Origin of the sequence: Nostoc sp. CHAB 5836 (assembly GCF_020829445.1) — a bacterium.
Classification (GTDB): Bacteria; Cyanobacteriota; Cyanobacteriia; order Cyanobacteriales; family Nostocaceae; genus Nostoc.
On sequence record NZ_JAIVFV010000034.1, the window covers coordinates 20,839 to 43,876 of the forward strand.

The window sequence follows — 23,038 nt, forward strand, 5'->3', positions numbered from 1 at the left end:
CTTTTTATCCTCCTTAATCGATTTCTGCCAAAATTTCGTCTAGTTCCTGTTGATTTAAGTTTGCCACTGGAAAATCAGAGGGAGTGTATCCCCCAACTTCAGAAGACAGACAATGGTCAATCAGTTTGAGCAAAGCTTCGAGATACTTCTGAGCTAGTAATTCCACTGTGGAATTCTGATGGATATGACGGCTGTAGCTCCAGTTAACTTGCAACTGCCCTTCTATGACTCTGGCAGTAATATCTAATAGATGAGTGCGATCGCCTTTGAGACTATGATTAGATCCTTTAGACTCAGGAGCCAATTCGAGTCCTTGTCCCTGATCGAATTGACCCAAATAGTTAAAACTGATTTCCCTCAAAGGTATTGCTGCTATTTGAGCAGAAATTTCTTGCTCCTGACTCAGATAACGTAAGATTCCGTAGCCGATGCCTCTTTGGGGAATGGCTCGTAACTGTTCTTTAATGGATTTGAGAGCTTCTCCTAGATGGTTTTGATTTGGTAGTTGCAATACTACGGGAAATATGCTAGTAAACCAGCCTACTGTTCTAGATATATCCACATCTACAAACAAATCTTCCCGTCCATGTCCTTCTAGGTCAAGTAATACTGTAGATTTTCCTGTCCATTCTGCCAAAGTCTGCACTAGAGCTGTGAGCAGGACATCGTTGATTTGGGTATTGTAGGCAGAGGGAACTTTTTGTAATAGGGCGCGAGTTTGTTCTTGGCTGAGATTAACGGATATATCGGCAATACTAGCTACTGAATTGTTTTGTTTTCCTGTTGGATGATCTACTGGTAAAGAATTTACTTCCGACCAAGGCTGCTTTAACCAGTAGTTTAACTGCGATCGCACCACTTCACTTTTTCCATATTCTTGCAAAAGCATTGCCCAATCTTGAAAAGCCAAGGTCTTAAGTGGCAATTGGATAGTCTCTTGTTGTTCTAGCTGCTGGTAAGCTGTGAACAAATCTTCTAGTAAAATCCGCCAGGAGACTCCATCGACAGCGAGGTGATGGATGATGATCAGTAATCGACTATCACAGTTATTGCCTAATTGAAACAGTACCACTCTGATTAACGGCCCTGTTGACAGATCCAAGCTAGCCTGTTGGGTAGTTGCTATTTGCTCTAAGGTTTGTGCGTGTAGCGGCTGAGGAGTTGGGGATAAGTCGATGACTTGGAAAGGTATTGTATCAGAAATGCGATCGCTTGTTTGCTGCCATTTCCCTTCTTCAAAGACAAACCGCAGCCGCAAAGCATCGTGATGCTCTAGTAATTTGCTAATTGCTTGGGACAATAACTCCGGTTTCAGGTGAGAGGGTACTTGCAGCAACACTGATTGGTTGAAATGGTGCAAATCAGAGCGATTTTGCTCAAAGAACCAATGTTGAATCGGAGTGAGCGGTACAACTCCTGTCACTAAATCCTGTTGAGCCAATATTGATGTAGCAGTATCGGCTACAGCAGCGAGTTCTGCAAGGGTGGGATATTGGAATATCTGTCTTGGGGTAATTTTAATACCTGCTTGACGAGCGCGGCCGACTACTTGAATACTGAGAATGGAGTCACCACCAATTTCAAAGAATTTATCGTAGCGACTTACTTGCTTGAGTCTCAAGACATCTTCCCAAATAGTGGCTAAAATCTGCTCAATAGATGTCTGTGGGGGGACAAACTCTTGTTCTCGTGTCAGTTCTGCTTCTGGTAAAGGTAACATTTTGCGGTCTACCTTACCATTGGGGGTTAATGGCAAAGCTTCTAAGAACACAAAAGCTGAAGGAATCATGTAATCTGGCAATTTCTGCTGTAAGAAACGGCGCAGATCATTTCTATCTGTAGACTGGTTTTGTGTAACTACATAAGCTACCAGGCGTTTGTTACCAGGGATGTCTTCTGGCAGTATGACTACTGCTTGTTCTACTGCTGGGTGGTAGTTGAGTACAGTCTCGATTTCTCCTAATTCAATGCGGAAGCCGTGAATCTTAACTTGGTGATCGATCCGACCGAGATATTCAATCTCTCCATTGTCCAAATAGCGGGCTAAATCGCCAGTTTTGTACAGCCTTGCACCCGATTCTTGGCTAAAGGGATTGGCAATAAATTTCTCATTTGTTAAATCTGGGCGGTTGAGGTAATTCCGAGCTAAACCAGCACCACTGATATGTAACTCACCTGGAGCACCAATCGGTACAGGTTGCAAATTGGCATCTAAAAGATAAATTTGCGTATTAGCAATCGGTCGCCCGATCGCTGGGCTGCTGTCAAATTCCTCCTTGACTGGAACCAACCCAGAAGTTGCAACCACTGTATTCTCCGTTGGGCCGTAATTATTGACCAAGTTGAATGGTAGCGAATTAGCCGGATAATGATGCAGTTTGTCTCCACCAGTTAGTAAGGTGCGTAAAGCGACATTCTTTGGCCAATCCAACAACAAGATGCTCTCTGCCAAGGGTGTGGGCAGAAAACTGATGGTGATTGCTTGGGATACTAGCCAATCTCGCAGTTGTAGTGGTGCAATCCGAATTTCTTCATTTGGTAAATACACACTTGCACCACAGGTCAGGTAAGGCCAAATTTCCCAAACAGCTGCATCAAATGCTACTCCAGCCAGTTGGGTTGCTCGGTCAGCTGATGTTACTTGATAATTATCTTGATGCCAACATACCAGATTTAGTAGTCCTGCATGGGTGATTTGGACTCCTTTGGGTCGGCCTGTGGAGCCGGAAGTATAAATTACGTAAACCAAGTTATCGATGCTAGTAGCACAGATCGGGTCTTGTTGGCTCTCTTGGGTGTGATGCCAATAGCTATCCAGACAAACTATATGGGCTTGGTGTTCTCCTAACTTGTCAATCAGTTGCTTCTGGGTCAATAGGACTGCTGGTTTGGCATCTGTCAAAATCCCGGATAGGCGTTCTTGAGGGTATGCCGGATCGAGCGGCAAGTATGCTCCACCAGCTTTGAGAATAGCCAGCATTCCGATAATCATCTCTGGCGATCGCTCTACGCAAATGCCTACTAGTACTTCTGGTTTTACGCCTTGTGTTTGTAAATAATGAGCTAACTGATTAGCCCGCTCATTCAACTGTCGATAGGTCAATTGCTGATTTTCAAATACTACCGCCACAGCATCGGGACTACGTTCTACTTGCTCTGCAAATAACTGATGAATGCATTTATCTTGAGCATAGTCAGCATGAGTGTCATTCCATGCCACCAACAGCCGATGTTGTTCTCTATCTGATAGTAAACAATGCTTTTCATATCGTTCTGGCCCTTGACTGGCAATTGCTGTTAGAGCTTCTTGATAGTATCCGCCAATCATTTTTATCTGTTCTTCACCTAACTGATTACCATCGTATTTCAGGATTAGCTCTACTTGGGAAGAAATGGGATGCAGACTAAAGTTAGCTACTAAAGTGAAGTTGGTTTGATTAAAAAACTTACCACCTAATACTTCTAAATCTTTAACACCTATGATGTCCTGGTAAACGTGGAAATGAATGAAGTTAAACGCAGTCTCGAACAAAGGCTCTCCACCAAAATTCCGTTGCAATTCAGCCAGAGGATATCGTCGAAAAGACAAGCATTCCCGTTCAGTATCGAAGGTTTGCCGCACTAAGTCTGTCCAAGTGCCACCAAGGAGTTTTAAACGAAATGGCAAAGTATTCAGAAATAATCCTAGTACCCTTTCTCCATCAGTATCTTCTAGTCTGCCATTAGATACTAAACCTGTGAGAATATCTGTCTGGTTAGTTAAGAAGCTCAACACCCTTAAATGAGCGGCTAACAAAACACTTTTGAGGGGAACTCCCGTCGCTTTACTGAGTTGTTTTAAACCCTGAGAAACTCTTGAAGATATAAAAACTGACGAATCCCAATTTTTAATGTCGCGGTTCGACTTTGACCACCGTGGTAGTTTGGTAATTGTCATGTCGCTGAGTTGCTGTTGCCAATATTCTTGGCATTCTTGAGATTTCAAGGTTATTTGCTCTAATGCCACGAAATCTCGAAAGGTAATTGTCGGTGGTGCTGGCAGAGGCAGAACATTTTTGCTGAGAATATATAAGTATTGTTGCAACAATTCAGTCAGCAGCGAGGCCACACTCCAACCGTCAAGAATAGAGTGGTGGAAGCTCAAGGTCAAATTAAATGTTTCAGAACTGCGGCGATGTAGATGAAAGCGCAGTAATGGCGGAACATTCCAATCAAAATGCCGTGTTTTCTCTTGTTCAATCCAAGTATCTAGGGCTAATTCTTGTTCAGTGGTCGATAAATGACTCAGATCATCTAAGTTTAAAGGAACATCGACTTGCTGATAAACCAGTTGTAGTGGCTGTTGGTAGTTAGTGAAGGCGAAGCTGGTACGTAGCACTGGATGACGATTGACTACCTGTTTGATGACACTGTGTAAAGCCTCGATGTTGAGAGTAGCTCGAATGTGGTAAGTAAAGACATCGTGGTAGATTGGGACGTTAGTACTATACTCACTGTGAAAGACCATCCCTGCTTGTAGAGCTGCGAGTGGATAGGCATCCTCTACACCTTCTGGTAAATTTAGACGCTGTTCTTCAGAGATGAGGCTGAATGCCTCTGTCTTTTGTGTGGGTAAAGAACTTAATTCTTGGCTAACTAAACTTGCCAATTCTTGAATTGTTTGATGTTGGAATAGCTGCGGTAGGGAAAAATCGCAACCCATTTGCCTAGCTTTGGCGATCGCCTGGATACCCCGAATTGAGTCTCCTCCTAGTTCAAAGAAGTTGTCGTGGATACCCACCTGTTCGATGCCCAAAACTTCAGCCCAGATCAGAGCCAGGATTTCCTCTATGGGAGTACATGGGGGGACAAAGGTATTTGCCAACTCTAGACGGATTTGTTCTGGAGACGGTAAGGCCCGACGGTCAATTTTGCCATTGGCTGTCAGTGGTATAGCATCCAACATGACGAAAGCATTTGGCATCATGTACTCTGGTAGATGTGTTTCTAGATAACTCCGCAGTTGGGGTATAAGTTGACGTTTCAACTTTGGCTGTAAAGGTTGGTTGGCATATAATCGCCAGTCACGCTGAGTTTGTTTTTGAGTGGGAGTAAACACTCTCTTAGGGATTCGCCCCTGACTTGGGCGTTGTATAAAAATCACATCGTAGTAGTCGCAAACACTTGTATCTGACCAAGTAATAACTAAAGAATAAGACAAAGCCTCAGCTAGAGCAGAAAATTCATCGGGTTCTACTCCTATCTCTGGAGCGATCGCATTTATGACTGCACGTAATTGGCTGACTGTCTGGAGTTCCTGGGGATTTTTCAGTAATTCTCCGCTTTTTAAAGGTCTTACTAATCGTGCGTTCGGTATCCGTGTAACCCCCAATATCTCAGGTTGTGTCTCCTCTAGCAGATGTTGCAGTGCAGATAATGTGAGTTGTTGTTTTTGCCAATCTATCCACTGAACATCCTGGGGGACATCCACCGCATCTCCCACATACAGTAGGACGTTGTAACGAAATTGAGTTAATTCGTTGTGGTGCTGTCCTCGCTGTAAATGAATCTCTACATGAGTAATTTGGGGAAAACGCTGCCCAATAGCTGCAAAGAAGGCTGGATCAATCAGCAGTTCATTCTCTTGGTCAATTTGCCTCTGGACACGCTGTTGCCACTGGGTTACAGATAGATCAGGCAAAGCTTTATGCAGTTCCACAGAGGCGTGAAAAGCTTCCTGTAATTGGAGATTCCGCACATCTCCCAAGAAAATACAGCCTCCAGGGGCAACTGCATTCACTGCACCTTCTAAAACCTGCAACAAATAATCAATATTGGGGAAGTACTGCACGACTGAGTTGAGAATGATCGTGTCAAATCTTTGTGCCTCTAAATTCTCAAAATTATCTGCTGCACGCTGCAATAGATGCACATGATCTAAGTTTGGCTCTAGTTGGCTCAATTGCTGCTGGATGTATTCTAGTGCCACTGGTGAGATGTCTGTAGCCCAATAATGGCGGCAGTGCGGAGCAATTTGGAATAGTATTAGTCCTGTGCCGCAACCAATTTCCAGGACTCGATTTGGTTGCTGGCTGAGAATTATTTTTACTTTGTCGTTGAGCCACTCGCGCATTTGGTCTGCGGGAATGGATTGACCTGTGTAGCTGCTATTCCAGCCAACTATATTAAAGGTTGAGTCTGGCTCGATATTAGTTTGGCTGTAAGTTTGGTTGTAGAGCATCTGCCATTGCTCTACTTGTTCGTCAAATTGGTTATTCTCAGGGCGATCGCTCCTTTGAGAATTGGCAACGATGTAACCAATCAGGCTTTGATTTCCAGTTTTTTCCTCATAAGCTATGACTACAGCCTGTTCTACTGCTGGGTGGTGGCTGAGTACAGTCTCAATTTCTCCTAGTTCTATACGGAAGCCGCGAATCTTAACTTGGTGATCGATGCGACCAAGATATTCAATATTGCCATCCGGTAAATAGCGAGCTAAATCGCCTGTTTTATATATAGGACTTACGCAAGAACTCTCTGAAACTCTTATTCCTCCGTGTCCTCTGTGTCCTCTGTGGTTCGATTTTCCGTTACCTGTGTGTAAGTCCTGATATAGTTTGCCATCACTAAACGGATAAGAAATAAATTTCTCGGCAGTTAATTCGGGGCGATTGAGGTAGCCACGGGCTAAACCAACACCACCGATATGTAATTCTCCGGTGATGCCAATAGGAACTGGTTGCAGATATTGATCTAGGATGTAAATCTGGGTGTTGGCAATGGGACGACCAATGGGAACTATCTGCTGCTGAATTTGTGGTAAACACTGCCAGTATGTGACATCAATTGCTGCTTCTGTTGGCCCGTAAAGATTGTGTAGTTCGCAGTTTAACCGCTCAAAGAAATGTTGTTTCAGATCATAAGGTAGTGCTTCTCCACTACAAATTACTCGCTTTAAGCAACTGCAATCTTCGAGGTTTGGTTCTTGCAAAAACACTCGCAGCATTGAAGGCACAAAATGGATGGTGGTAATTTGCTGCTGCTGTATCAGCTTGATTAAGTAAGCACTATCTTTATGCCCTTCCGGTTTGGCGACTACCAGAGTTGCACCTGCTAATAACGGCCAAAAGAATTCCCACACTGAGACATCGAAACTGAAGGGAGTTTTTTGGAGAATGCGATCGCTTGGTGTTAACTGATAAGTATCCTGCATCCACAGCAAGCGATTACTAATACCTTTGTGGGTATTCATTGCTCCCTTGGGCTTGCCTGTAGAGCCAGAAGTATAAATTACATAAGCTAAATTCTCTCCCGCTACCCCACTTGTGGTATTTTGTTGACTGTGTTGAGCAATAATTGGCCAATCTGCATCTAAACACAGCACAATTACCTGATGCTCTGGTAACAATTCAGTGAGCGATCGCTGGGTGAGTAATACTGTAACTCCTGTATCTTGGAGGATATAATTCAGCCGTTCTTTGGGATATTTGGGGTCTAATGGTAGATATGCTCCCCCAGCTTTGAGAATTCCTAACAGTCCTACCACCATCTCTAAGGAACGCTCAATGCAAATGCCAACTAGTGTTTCTGGTTTGACACCGTTTGTTTGCAAATAGTGAGCCAGTTGATTAGCTTTTTGATTAAGTTGTTGATAGGTTAATTGCTGATTTTCAAATCTCACCGCCACTGCATCAGGGTTGCGCTCTACTTGCTCTTCAAATAACTGATGAAGGCATTTGTCTTGGGGATAGTCAGCTTGAGTGTCATTCCATTGTGTAAGTAATTGGTAACGTTCTGCTGTTGTGAGGATATCAATTTCTGACAATTCACAGTCAGGATTTGCCGTCACAGTTTCCAAGATTTGCCGAAAATGCCCCAACATTCTCTCGACAAAATCTCGATGAAAATTATTGTTTGGGAAAGTTACAGAAACAGAAGTATCTTGAATATCAATTGCAAAAACTAATTGAAAGTTGTTTAATAAAGAACTGCGGCTGCAAAATCCCTCTTGGATCAAAGCAATATCAAAAATTGTGGCTGGATTCCCATCTCTAGCGAGAAAGGTTTCAATCAGAGCCTCTACATCATAGCTTTGGTATCGGTATCCCTCTTGAAGATGACTGCGGGTTATTTTGAGTAAATCTTTAAAGGTGATGAGTTTTTGGGGGTTAAATCGGGAGAAGATCAGGCTATCAGATTTGTCTTGGTTTAAAGCTCCCGTGGCTACAACAAATTCTTCTTGAGCCGTATATTTAAATATTAAAACTTGAATAACTGAAAGATATAAAGCTAGTTTATTAGCCGGATAGTTGGCAGTTAGACTATATACTATATCCCGGATTTTTTCCGATATAACACCAACTATTTTATCTTTATGCTCTATTTGATTTCGACTTACACTATTAAATAAGGGTGTAACTGGCTGAATGTCTCGAAGTTGTCGAATTTGGTAATCTATGGCAACCAAATTTGCTTCCATCACTTCCATATGTAGTATTAATCTTGTTGTGGTGATTGATTTTGTTCAATTTTTAACTGCTTGACTCTGGCGTGGGCTAGGGGGGATCGAATTCTATGCAGCTTCATAAAAAATTGGTATAACTGCTTTGGAAACAATAATTCATTAAGAAAAAAATTCATTTATGTTTTACTCTCCTGCTCAGGATAATAGCCGAAATGCTTACATTAAATAGAGTTTTATACATTTAACTTAGCTTTTTGAAGCTGATAATCCTGCACGGTTAAAAGTTGCCAACTGGAATCTTGTGAAAGCTCCAAAACCCATTGATGATAATTAAACAGGCTTTCCCGATGCCCAACACTGATAAAGGTTGTTTTAGTATCTTGTAACTGTTGATATAAACTTCCTTCATTTTTCAAATCTAAAGCACTCGTTGCTTCATCTAATATAGTAAAACTAGGACGAGTAACTAAGAGTCGCGCGAAAGCAAGGCGTTGTTGTTCTCCTAGCGATAATATATTTTCCCAAGGAACTTCTGTATCAAAGCTATCAACTTTTGTTACCACGTTTTGGAGATTAACTTGTTGCAAAACTGCTTGGAGTTCTGTATTAGTCATTTGACGATTTGTTCTCGGATAGAGTAACTGTTCGCGTAATGTTCCCAAAATTATATAAGGACGTTGAGGCAAAAATAAAACTTCTTCCAGGGGGGGGCGCACGAGACGACCAGATCCGGCATCCCACAAACCAGCGATCGCTCTTAACAGAGAACTTTTACCTCTACCACTAGGCCCAACAATTAATAAACCTTCTCCTGGTTGAACAGATAGTGATAAGTTTTCGACGATTACCTGAGCATAATTCGGTGTTTGTAAGGTGATATTCTCGAAAGCAATATGGTTTTCTTCGATTGTTTTAATGCTACTGACGTTCTCTGGTTTTTTGGTGACAGCTTCTAAAGCATCGGAAAACTCAACTAAACGCTCAACGTAACTAGAAAATCGTCCAGAACTCCCAAATTCATCTATTAATGTGGCAATACCATTAGCAAACATACTGCAAGCGATAATTGCTTGATTAACTTGCCCGAAATCAATTTCACCGCGAATATATGCAGGTGCAAATATTAAAAACGGAAATATTTGAATAACAGACCGATATCCTCTGTTAAAAATGTCTTTATTTCTCTCCCAGTCAATCTTGCTGGCAGAGTTTTTTAGAAGATGATTAAATCGGCGCAAAATTATATTTAATTCTTGGTTTTCTCCCTGAAAAAAAGCTATCGATTCGGCATGATTCCGAACATGAGTTAGGCTATAAGTATAGTCGGCTTTAAATTCAAGTTCATTTTGAGTAATTTTCTCTAATTCTTGACTCAAGTAAACAGCAATCAAATTACCTATAATCGTATAAATAAGCAGAATAACTGCGGCAATTTGAGAAATTGACCAAAGAATTATTAAAAAAGTCGTCATTTCCAGGACTTTTTCTAAAAAAGTAGCTGCAAAATTGAGAGCAATCCTGGTAATAGGTTCGATTTCTTGGGATAGACGTTGATCTGGGTTATCAAGATCTGATATAAAATTTATTTTATAGTAGGCGCGATTCCTAAAATATTTTTCTAAAATCTCCTTATTGATCGATTGATACCAATCAAGTGCAACTTTTTTTCTGACAAATTTACTAAATGCTGTCAAGAGGGTGATTGAGAGCAGTCCAATGGCGTAAATCGATAAGGTCTTGAAAAACTTAGAAGTATCTTTATCTTGAATAATGACATCAATTAAATAGCGATCAACAAAGCTATTAATAGCAGTTACGCCCACAAGCCCGATGATTAATAAGATGAGAAGAGCGAGGATTCCCCATGAGCCAATCACCTCTGAAAATGGCCTTCCCTGGGGATCTGTTGGATACCAGTAAGGTTTAGCGATCGCTTGAAAATTATTCCAAAATCGAGTAAAACCCGAAATAGGAGGCGTATTTGTTAAGGGGCGATCGCGAACAACTTGAGTTTGCATATTCAATAATAAATATAATGGTTCTCATTGCAGGTTTGGAAAATTGGGCCAAACTTCTGGATTCACAATATGAGGCGGCTTTTTACCCTGAAGCACTTGCAGTATTTGATTAGCTGCCGAAAGTGTAGCAGCTATAGCCGCTTCTGGTGTAACTCCAGCCAGGTGCGGTGACAAAATTACATTGTCAAAGTCATATAAAGGATTCTCCTGAGATGGGGGTTCTGGCTCAAACACATCTATTGCTGCTCCTGCTATCCATTTTTCACCTATGGCTACAACCAAATCTTGCTCACGAACTATCTTCCCACGAGATGTATTAATTAAAAAAGCAGTGGGTTTCATTTTTTGGAAAGCTTCTAAAGCAAACATTTCATGAGTTTCATCGGTTAGTTCAGGATGCAAAGATACAAAGTCAGATTCCGCCAAAAGGGAGTCTAAGTTTTTTACCAAGGTTCCACCCACTGCTTCTGCCTTGGTGGATGGAACGTAAGGATCGTAAGCTAAAATTCGCATCTGGAATGCTGTACTGCACATACTGGCAACAGCACTACCAATCCTTCCTAGTCCAACAATACCAAGTGTTTTTCCTTCCAGTTGCATTGGTTGTACTTGATTCCGAATTAAGTAATTTCCTGTTTTTACACACTGATTAAGAAAAGTCAGCTTTTTTGCCAGAGCTAAAATCATGCAAATCGTGTGTTCGGCGACAGCAGTTGTTGACAAACCAGGATTGTTAACTACAACAATCCCATGTTTTGTTGCCGCAGCAATGTCAATTGCATCAGTGCCAAATCCAGATGTACTGATGACTTTTAAATTTTTGGCGAATGCGATCGCTTGGGCATCTAATTGAGTAGGATAACGAACAAATACGCCGGATGCTTCTTGAATAGCGTTATTGATTTGATTTTTTGTTGGTTCCTTTAAAATTTCGACATTAGTATGTTCTTCAAGCAGTTGTTCACCTGTCTCATGGTACATTTTCCCAATTAAAAGAACCTTCTGATTTTTAGTATCTACTGTGGAAGTTTGGCGGAAGATAGCTGTCATCAAATTTATCCTCAACTAAATTTTTTACACAAATCACTATTTCACAAGCAAAGTCAACCTGAACAGACTAAGAGGTTGTTTGAAAAGTCTAAATTGTTACTTGCTTGGGCGATTATAAATCGCGGCTACACGAGACAAAACCTGCCTCCGCAGGTTAAAACCCTTGATTTTTTCTTAGTCCACGGAGGTGGACTTTGTTTGTGTAGTAGCGAATTCTATTCGCCCAATACTTTTCTTTTCAAACATCCTCTAATGTCAAATAAATCAAGGGTTTCAAAATCTGACTTCTATTTGCCAGGGCTTATTTTCAGGCATCCGTCTTCAGCAATTTTTTTTATGGAAGCGAATTAGAATCTAATAGCTGAAAAAAGTTTTGGGCAATAGTACTTAAAGGATCAATCGCTTTGATCGAATCAATTCCATTTGCCTTGAGATATTTTGTTAACAAATGGAATTCTGTACAACCAGAAATATAAGAATGAGTATTATATTTCTCTAATAAGTCTTTGATATCTGCAAGAATTTTGAATGGATCTTGTCCTCGCTTGAGTATTTTAAATATCATATCATCAATCAATTGTTGCTCTGCTTTTGACAGAGAAATAATGCGTTCAGTAGCAATACAATTTTCCTGAAACAATTTTTTTGTATAAGTTCCTGTGCTTGCCAATAAAAGGGCAGGTTCATCATGTTCTTGAAGTTGTTGATCGGCGATTTTAATTAGAGAAATTACTTTCCGCGTCAGATGTTCTGGAATCTGAGGTAAAGCATAATGAGCTAGACAACAGCCAATCACTATATGGTCAACAAGTTGATTGAGATTTTCCAGATGCAATTGGATAAAATCAATAAATTCTTTTTCATTCCCAGTATTAATGGAATTGTTGCGATCTGGTATAGATGGCAGTGAGAAAACAATAACATTAGGTGTTTCTTGTTCTTGATGAATAAACTGGTTATATTCGTAAATAGATTTGAGAAATTCGGCGGTAACTACAGGTCCCATTCCGCCTAAAACTCCAAGAATTGGTGGCTTTTTACTCATAATTTTCTCCTACTTTAACTGTATGGGTTACTAAAAATTAAAATTTGTTGAAAAAAGATTGCTATCTTCTTTGTCAAAATTTTCTCTGTTAAAAGACAGCTTGAACAATGGTATTTTCGGAGATTCTACTATTTCTTCTAGCAGACCTTTTAACAATTTTAGGATCAATGAGATACGTTCCTCGGCAAATATATCTGTATTATAGATTAGCTTCAGATATAGTTCTGCCTCTTCCACAAAAATAAATTCTAGATCGAATTTAGCACTCACAACTTTTTGGTCAAAAGAGTTAACAGTAATTCCATCTATTACTAGCTGTACATTTTGATTATTTTGCAAAACAACAACAGTATCAAATAGAGGATTACGACTAGAATCGCGCTGGAAATTTAAATCTGATACTAATTTGTCGAAAGGATATTCTTGATTGTCATAAGCTTCTAGTGTGGTTGTTCTTACTTTGGCAAGTAAAGTAGCAAAACTATCCTCTGCTGCTATTTGATCCCTTAAGACTAAGGTATTAACATAAAAACCAATTTGTTCTTCTAAATCAGGATGATTTCTGCCAGCTATAGGAGAGCCTACTGTAATCTCATTTTGTTCAGTGTAGCGAAACAGAAAACTCTTGACTAAAGTTACTAACCCCATAAACAAACTAGATTCTTGATTTTTGACTAATTCCCTAAAATGCTTGATTAATTCTTGTTTTGGCTTCCAGATAACCGCAGAGCCTTGAAAATTTTGAACCAATGGACGGGCATAATCTAAAGGTAAGTTAATCCGTGTAGGAGTAGGAGTCAATTTCAGCAGCCAGTAATCACCTTGTACTTGTAACTTAGACGTTGCTAAAAGCTTTTCTTGCCAGTAAGTATAATCTTTATAATGAATCCTTAAAGGTGGTGGTAGTTCTACATTCTCTTGTCCGTAAGCATGATAAAAAGCGAGAAAATCTTTAATTAAAACACCTGCTGACCAACCATCTGAAATGATATGGTGCATATTAAAGAGAACTATATAGCTCTGTTGGCTGACTTTTAATAAGTTAACTTTGAGTAAAGACCCTGTTTCTAAATTAAAAGTAGTTTTGGCATTATTATGAATTGCTTCAGAAATGATTTCTGCTTTTTTATCGGACTCCATCAAATCTATTTGCTTGACTGCAAAATCTATTTTTTCATGGACAATTTGACGCGGTTCATTATCTATTAATGTAAAGTTAGTACGTAAGATTTCGTGGCGTTGGATCAAATTTTGAAAGGCATTTTCAAAGGCAGCAATATTTAAATCACCATGAAATTCATAAGCACTGGGCATTCCGTAAGCAGTATGATTGCGATCGAGGAATTCTAAAGCCCAAAGGCGGCGTTGCCCATGAGACATAGGATAAGATTTTTGCTGAGTTATTGCTGGTATGGGTTCTTGATAGTCATATTCGGTGTTCGCTATTAAAGCTGCTAATGCGGCGATGGTGGGAACTTTAAAAAAGTCAGCTAATTTTACCAACACATTTAATTCTTTATGAACGTGAGTTACCACTCTCGAAAGCAGTAGTGAGTGTCCACCAATTTCAAAGAAGTTATCAAAAATGCCAATGGGTTGTTTGGTAAGAATTTTTTCCCAAATATTTACTAGCTTAGACTCTAAATTATTGCGCGGTGCAGTATAAATTGCCAGGGTTAGCTTACTTATCTTGTTGAGTTCAGCAAGCGATCGCCAGTCAATTTTGCCATGTCTGGTTAGAGGAAATTGCTTTAAAAATATCAAGGAAGTAGGAATCATGTAAACTGGTAAAGAGTTAGATAGAAATTCCCTAATTTCGGAAACTTCTATGTCTTTATCAGTTTGACAATAGGCAGATAGCTGGGTTTGATTATCTACATTAAAAGACAATACAATTGCTCTCTCAATTTGAGAATGGCGGCTAAGTTGGTATTCAATTTCTCCTGGATCTATCCGATAACCATTTACTTTCACTTGATTATCTTTACGACCAATAAATTCAATCACACCTGCGGCGATTTGTTTACCTAAATCTCCCGTTCTAAAGAGAGTTTTTCCCTTATTTATAAAGCTGGGTTGAAATTTTTCTGTGGTGATTTGCGGGAGATTGTGATAACCGGCTGCTAATGCTACACCTTCTACACAAATTTCACCTACTACATGAAGAGGTACAGTGTTATTGAATTCATCAAGCACAAATAAGCGATTGTTATGGAAAACGCGACCAAGGGGTACATCTGTATTTAAATTTTCGTCTATTGTATATTGAGCTACTCCTACACAAGTTTCTGTGGAACCGTAGACATTGCTGACGATATCAGCTTGGAAACGTTTTCTTAAAGCGATCGCAGTTTCTCTGTCTAATTTTTCTCCCCCTGAAGAGATATATTTTAAGCTGGGGATAGTTTCTTTATTGTCGAGTACAGCCAAAATTTCCCGATAAATAGATGGCGTTGTGTGCAGTGCATTAATTTGGTTTTCCTGTAAAAAGGAAACTAAATGCCCTATATGTTTGACTTCGTACATATATAAAGCAGCACCAATTGTCAACGGCAGAAAAATATTCCGCAAAGATGGATCGTGGGTAACAGGTGCGGTGAAAATATAGCGCCATTCCGGATGTTTATCTAAGTCAAAGGTAAGTCGTAAACTCCGAATTACATTCAAAATAGAGATGTGACAACCCATGACTCCTTTAGGGTTCCCTGTTGAGCCAGAAGTATATAAAATATAGGCAGTTTGGCTAGAGTCTGGTTTAATTTTAGGTTCATTATTGTCGTATTCTGCCAGAATATCATCGATTTTATCTAAACAAATTGCTTCTATGTCTTGAGGTAATTGAGAACCGAAATTACTTTCAGTCAGACATATTTGAGAACCGCTATCATTTAAGATAAAATCGATGCGCTTCTGAGGATATTCTGGATCTATCGGAACATAGGTTGCTCCAGATTTAAAAGCAGCAAGGATGCCGATAATTAAGTTTTGGTTACGTTCTAGAATTAGGGCGATCGCTTTTCCTGAACCAAGCTGATATTTCTCATGTAAGCAATTCGTTAATCGATTTACTTTTTCATTCAATTCTCGATAACTGAGAGTGGTTTCCCCAACAACTAATGCTGGTGCATTTGGTGTAGAGTTAACTTTAGCAATGAAATCATCAATAATTGTTGCATTTTTGGGCCAATCTATTGTTTCGCCTGCTAACTCCGACAGTAATTTTTCTTCTTGCAACTGTGTTAATAAAGGCAACTGAGAAAGTGAACTATTGCCATTATTAATTACGCCTTCCATCAAAATTTCAAAACTTGCTAAAAACTGTTTAATAGTTTCTGATTTAAACAGTTCTGTATTGTAGTTGCAGTAGACAATGAGCGCGTCATTTATTTCGATGAAATTAAAGCCCAAATCAAAAGGAGTATATCCAATTGGCTCTGGTGGCAGCGATACTTTTAATCCCTCAAACTGAGGTAGAGTTAAACTAGGGTCCATATTGAAAGATACGGATATCAAGGGAGAACGGGAAAAATCCCGTTGTAATTGTAAAGCTGCCAATAATTCTTCTAAAGCGTGACTTTGATGCTTAAAAGCGGCTATGAGGGTTTCTTTAGTATGACGAAGATGTTCAACAAATGAAGCAGTGATATTTGTCTGAATACGAACTGGTAAAAATTGCGAACAAAAGCCAACTAACTCATCACTTCCCTCAAATTGTCGTCCAGAAATGGGAATACCAATTACTAAATCATCATGACCAGAAATTCGACACAGAAAAGCTGTGTAAGCGGCGAACATCGTCATAAATAATGTTGCTTGGTTTTTGCGGCCTACAGTTTGCAAATTTCGCCACAGTTGAGGAGCAATAATTTTACTTTCTCTACCTCCTGTGTAAGTTTTGACAGCCGGACGGGAAAAGTCAGTCGGAAGCTCAAATACGGGAATTTCTCCCTCATAGATTTTCAACCAAAAATCACGATGCTCTTGCATCTGTGGACTTTGCGCTTCTTGCTGTCGCAAAGCTAAATATTGGGAAAACTGCATTGGTGGCGCTAAATTGTCTGTAGCAGCACCAATTTTGGCTGAATAAAGTTTACCGATTTCATTTAAAATTAGCCCTAGTGACCAACCATCAGCAACGATATGATGGGTTTTTAAAGATAGCAAATAATGTTCAGGTGCTAAACGCATCAACAGAGCCGCAAATAATGGAGCTATACCCAAGTCAAAAGGCTTTTGAGATAGATGAGTTCTTAATGTTAAAGCAGCTGCTTCGGGATTTTCTGCATCTATTAAATTAATTAACGGGAGGTCAATTTTGACACTCTTGATAACTTCTTGGAGTTCGCCTTGCTCTAAGATTTTAGTTCGCAAAGCTTCATGACGATTTACTACTTCATTAATAGCTTGCTGTAAAGATGAAATATCTATGTAACCACGCAATTCTAAGGAAGTAGTAACGTTATATGATGCAGAAGCTGTTGCGTCTAATTCTGCCAATAGCCAAAGCTGACGTTGGGCTTCACTAGTCGGAAATGTCTGCTTTACATTATCCCTACCATCTTCATCGTCAGAGCGATCGCTTTCTTCTCTTTTCTTTGGTTGGGGTGGTTTGGCATTTTCAAAAAAACCCGCTTGTCGCAGTTCTCTAATAGCTTCTTTGACAGCAATTACTACTTTATCTATATCTTCATTAGTATGATATGTGGAGAGAAAACAAACTCGTTTTTCCCATGTATAAACGCCTTTGAGATTTAGCAAGTAATAAAAGAGCGGCAATTCGATTGGTTGCAGAAAAAGACTATAAGCTCCAAAGGGTTCAAAGCGAAACAGAGAACCAAAATTAACGATGCGAATAGGAATTCCGATTTCTTGAAAGAATTCATTAACTTCTGTTGCTAATCGATTAGTTAATTGATTTACTCGTTTCTGAAGTGTTCCACCTTGTTCGCGTAAATGTAGCAACACTGCACGACAAGCAGCCAGAGCTAAAGGATGGCGACAGAAAGTCCCACCATAAGCAGTTAATTCTGTTTGCGGATGAGAATTATCTCCATAACTCCAAAAACCGCCATCAATTGTATCTAATAAATCTGCTTTGCCACAGATCATACTAATAGGTAAACCACCACCGATTGCCTTACCATAAACTACTATATCTGCCTCAACTTCAAACAATTCCTGCGCTCCTCCTAGAGCCATGCGAAATCCAGTAATAATTTCATCAAAAATTAATGCAATCTCTTTTTCATGAGTCAATTTACGTAATTTTTGGAGAAATTCTTTAGGCTGTAAATCGGGTTTACGACTTTGCACAGGTTCAACCAAGACTGCTGCTAAATTCTCAGCTTGAGCAGCAATTATTTCTAGACTTTCTTCGGCTCCATAAGTAAGAATTATGATGTCTTCAACCATTCCTACTGGTGTACCAAGACTCAATGGTTGAGATGTTTCTGGCTCCTCTCCAACTCGTGCTAAAATACCATCAAAAGTACCATGATACGAACCAGAAAATAGCACAACTTTTTGGCGTTTTGTTCGAGAACGAGCAATGCGAACTGCTGCCATAATTGCTTCTGTTCCCGTATTACTAAAAGCAACCCGTTCTACACCAGTTATTTCACTAATTAAAGCAGCCGTTTCTGCTGCAATATTAGATTGCATTCCTAATCCGATTCCGTGTTGCATTTGCTGCTGAACTGCTTCAATCACGAAATCAGGACTGTGACCAAAAAAGTTTACACCAAATCCCATTGCTAAGTCGATGTAATCATTGCCGTCAATATCCCGAAAATATGCACCTTGGGCTGATTCTGAGACAATGGGATATTGAAATTCTTTTAAAGTCATACGGAAGTCAATGGTAGGTTTGACATCAACCATTGTTTTACGGCTATTTTGTGAATATGCCTTAGATTTTGCTGTTCTTTGATTATAAGTAATCTCTAAATTGTTGATAAAAGCTTGTTGCTTTTCCGTTAAAGATTTGTTTTCATTCAGCTTTAAGGCTAATGGGTTTAAGCTTGGAGAACTAGTTGTTTTAGGTAAATCAGTTTTAACTTTGTGGGGGTGAGGTGCAATTTCTATTTTGGCTTGTTGAGGAGGCGACGTTTCTGTCTGTCTAATTAAAACTTCTGACGTAGGGCTTGATGCAACGGATGCAGATTGGAGTATTTCTAATTGCTTGATAATGGTTTTTTCATGTATATCTTTGAGGTCTTTCAAAGATTGTAATTGAGCCATCATCAAAGCTTCTTTCCCAGAAGTTTGTATTGATATAGGTAGTGTTTTCGGTTGGCTGAGAATAGCACTTTCAGCAGAGGTGGAAGCAATAATTAACTCTTGCCCATTGTAGATGCTGAGATTGTTTTGTTGAGAAAAACTATTCGCAGTGGCAAAACCACAGCGTTTTAAAACAGAACACCAAGTTTCTGCACTCAACAATGGAGTATCTAAACGTAACTCTTTATCTTGAAAGCGCCACCATCCTGGTGTAAGTCCAAAGGTTAAATCTAGCCAAGAATTATTTTCTACTGTTTCTAGTACTATTAAGAAACCACCGGGAAGTAGTAATTCCCGGATATGATTTAGGGTTTCTGTAATATTTCGGGTACTGTGAAGCACATTAGCGGCAACAACTATATGATAAGAATGTGCTGGTAGCCCTTGAGAAACGGGTGATTTTTCAATATCTAATTGGTGGAAGTTGAGATTATCTGTATTCTGAAACTTTTGACGTGCTTTATTTAATAAAACAGGAGATAGTTCGGTAAAAGAATAATTTACGTCATTGAGATTTAGCCCATTAAGAATTGCTTCAGAAGTCGCACCTGTACCACCTCCGACTTCGATAATTTGGTAGGGGCGATCGCTACTAGCAAAACTGTTTAAAATTCGATTAATTTCTTGGGCTACTCGTTGATTCATTAAACGAGATACAGGAGAATTGCCATATATACTTTCTGCATGAATTACTGAACCTGCTGGAAAAATTAACTCTAAAGGATCTATATTACCTTTGAGAACTTCTGCTAGATTTTCTCCACAGCGTTGCAGCATTTCTAACTCAGGTTTGGCTGCTGAACAAGTTTTTTGCAGATTTTCTATAGCTTCTGGTAAAGAAAAAGGTGTAGGTAGGTTTTTTGCCGTCCAGAGATTACCTTGATTTTGAATAATTCCCGCTTGCTCTAGAGTTTTTAAATAACGAGTAACTAAAATATGATATTTTGAGGCTATGGGCAAAGTTTGAAATAAGTCTTCTGTTGTCCAAGTTTCTGCCTTATTTAGTTTCTTACCTAATGCTCCCAAAGCTTTGAGAATATAGGCAACAGCAATTGGTTGTAATTGGGAAATTACCCACAGGTAATTATTTAATTCTGAGGTAGGATTTAATGTATTGGCTACTGATATTTCATCAGATATCTCTAATGGTTCCTGTTCAATAGAATCAGACAGATAATTAGCTATATCAACAATTGTTTGTAAATCGGTGAATAATTGGTCTATTTTGACCTTGACGCTAAATTTTTCTTCAATTTTGCGAGCAAAGTCAGTCAAAATAATAGAATCTGCTCCGAGATTTAATAAAGTTTCATCATCTCTAATATCATTTTCATTTTCTTTGAGCAGGATAGCTAAAATAGACTTTAACTTATTGCGAATCTCTTGCTGATATTTTTGGTTGTTTGAAACTTTTGCTATGGTCATTTCAGTTTGTCCTCTTTCTATATAAACTTCGTTAATTTGGTTAGGTTCAACTAAAATAGCCGACTGAAATTGGAAGCGTTTTCTTTGAAAGGGATAGGTCGGTAATTGTACATTTCTGTAGCCGTAATCTTCATTAAATTTTTCAGCATGAAAACTAACTCCATTAATGTAGAGTTTGGCTAGTGTTGCCAGCATTGTATGCCAGTTATCCAAATCTCTATTTAGAGAACTCAACCAGATAGCTTCATCGTTATAACGACGACCTTGTTCGGCTAGGATTGGTCTTGGGCCAACTTCTAAAAACAGGTTATATCCTTTATTTAAAGCAGTAACTAGACTTTGCAAAAATTGCACAGGTTGACGGCATTGTTGTCTCCAGTAACTTGCATCGGGTACATTTTCTATAGGTTGTCCGTCAATTCCTGAAATTAGCAGATTTTTGGGATGATGATAAAAAATCGTCTGAGCAGCAGTTTCAAATTCATCTAAAATTGGCTCGATTAATGGAGAATGAAAAGCACCGCTCACTGATAGTAATTGAACAGAAATTTTTTGGTTTTTGCAGTTGGCTACAATCTCATTAATGCTATTACTTTCTCCAGAAATTACAATTTGTTGAGGATGATTAATGGCTGCAATGGAAACTGTATCACTGTAATTTTTCATAAGAGACAGTACCGTTGCTTCATCTGCAAAAACTGAAGCCATTTTTCCTGTAGGCACAGTTTGCATTAATTGCCCACGTTTAACAACTAATTGTAGGCCTGATTCTAAGCTAAATACTCCGGCAATACAAGCTGCTACATATTCGCCAACGCTATGCCCAATTAATAAGCTGGGTTCGATTCCCCAAGATTGCCACAGCATGGCAAGAGAATATTCTAGAGCAAATATAGCTGGTTGAGCGTATGCAGTTTGATTGAGTAAATCTGTTTGATTACCAAATAATATATCTTGTAATGAATGCTCTAAATGATTCGCTAAAATTTCGGCACATTTATCAATATATTTGCGAAATGTCGGTTGGCTTTGGTAGAGTTGATGACCCATACCTGCATAGCAAGCTCCTTGACCAGTGAAAAGAAAGACTATTTTTGTCTGTTTTTCTCCTGGAAAACGTTGATAATAAGTCAAATTCTCAAGAGTTTTTTCGTCAATAAAAGCTGATAATTTTTGTTGCAATTCTGGTAATGTATCTGCAACGATCGCCAATCGTTCGGGTAAGGGCGATCTACCTATGGCTGCACTGTGGCAGATATCTCCAATTTCTGGATGAGATTCTAGATGAGTGTAAAAACGTTGCGCTAATTCTTTCAGAGCAGTTTCATTATGGGCAGAAATTGTTAACAAATGGCTCGGACGTTGTAGCTTGATTTCTATTGTTTTTGTAACGGGTGCTTGTTCGACAATTACATGAGCATTGGTTCCAGAAAAACCGAAGGAACTCACTCCAGCGATGCGGACTTCGTTATTGTTAGACCAGGGTGTTGTTTGACTAGGAATTTTGATCGGATATCCTTGCCAATTAATTAGGGGATTAGGGTCTTGGAAGTGGAGATGAGGCGGAATTTCGCCATGTTGGAGGGCGAGAATCGTTTTGATGGTTCCCGCTATACCTGCGGCTGCTTCAAGATGTCCGATATTGGTTTTAACTGAACCGACGTAAAGAGGTTGCGATCGCTCTCCATAAACAGCCGCGATCGCATTCATTTCTATGGGATCTCCTAAAGGTGTTCCAGTCCCATGTGCTTCTATATACCCAATTTCTTGGGGAGATACTCTGGCATCAGCTAAGGCTTGACGGAGTAAATCTTGTTGCGCGGGGCCACTGGGAACTGTTAAACCGGCGGCTGCACCGTTATGATTGACCGCAGAGCCTCGTAAGATAGCGAGGATGCGATCGCTCTTTTTCTCAGCTACAGACAAGCGTTTCAACACTAAAACCCCACAGCCTTCTCCCCGCACATAACCATTTGCAGCCGCATCAAAGGTCTTACAGCGACCATCTGGAGACATCATCCCCGACTGGGAAAGGTTAATTGTAATTGCGGGATTTAAGATGAGATTTACCCCACCAACCAAAGCTAATTCGCATTCATTATTTCTTAAGCTGCGAATACCTTGGTGAATAGCAACTAGTGAAGAAGCACAAGCCGCATCAATAGACATACAAGGGCCGCGGAGGTTGAGAAAATAAGATAACCTACCTGCGGCGGCACTCAGGGCATTTCCTGTGCCAAAAAAAGAATCGATTTCGTCATAATTGCTTTTGTAGACCGTCATGGCGTGGTCAACACTGGTAATTCCAATAAACACACCCACGCGATCGCCGACTAAATTAGTCGGTGGTATATTGGCATTTTCTAAAGCTTCCCACGTCACTTTAAGTAGTAACCTTTGTTGAGGGTCCATTGAGGTGGCTTCGCGGGAAGATATAGAAAAGAAACGGGCATCAAATTCGTTAATCTCCTCTTGGAGAAATCCTCCATAACGAGTATTCATTTTACCGGGAGTGGGTTCTTGAGCATAAAATTTGGAGATATCCCAACGGCTTTGAGGAACTTCTACAATTGCATCAAGTCCGGCTTGACAATAATTCCAATAAGCTTCAGGAGAATTTATGCCTCCGGGGAAACGACATCCCATTCCAACAACAGCAATTGGCTCACTTTGTATCGTTTCTAATTCGGTAATGCGAGCTTGCATTGCCTCCATTTTTTTCAAGGTTGCGGCTATTAGTTTTTTATGATCTATATTTTGAGTCATTCTTCTGTTTGC

Annotated in this window: 5 protein-coding genes; all 5 read right to left on the reverse strand. The window is 39.7% G+C overall.

Annotated elements, in window-relative coordinates:
* Nucleotides 1-13 precede the first annotated feature (13 nt).
* Complete coding sequence (locus LC605_RS09745; protein WP_229547355.1) at nt 14-8,458, reverse strand: non-ribosomal peptide synthetase; 8,445 nt, start codon at nt 8,456-8,458, stop codon at nt 14-16.
* A 218-nt stretch (nt 8,459-8,676) separates the two neighbouring features.
* Nucleotides 8,677-10,461: an ABC transporter ATP-binding protein/permease gene (locus LC605_RS09750; RefSeq protein WP_229547356.1), complete on the reverse strand. Its 1,785-nt coding sequence runs from the start codon at nt 10,459-10,461 to the stop codon at nt 8,677-8,679.
* A 24-nt stretch (nt 10,462-10,485) separates the two neighbouring features.
* Complete coding sequence (locus LC605_RS09755; RefSeq protein WP_229547357.1) at nt 10,486-11,511, reverse strand: hydroxyacid dehydrogenase; 1,026 nt, start codon at nt 11,509-11,511, stop codon at nt 10,486-10,488.
* A gap of 334 nt (nt 11,512-11,845) precedes the next feature.
* Nucleotides 11,846-12,556: an aspartate/glutamate racemase family protein gene (locus LC605_RS09760; RefSeq protein WP_229547358.1), complete on the reverse strand. Its 711-nt coding sequence runs from the start codon at nt 12,554-12,556 to the stop codon at nt 11,846-11,848.
* Nucleotides 12,557-12,586: 30 nt separating this feature from the next.
* Nucleotides 12,587-23,026 (reverse strand): non-ribosomal peptide synthetase/type I polyketide synthase, encoded by a 10,440-nt coding sequence (locus LC605_RS09765; RefSeq protein WP_229547359.1) that lies wholly within the window; start codon nt 23,024-23,026, stop codon nt 12,587-12,589.
* Between the last annotated feature and the right edge of the window lie 12 nt (nt 23,027-23,038).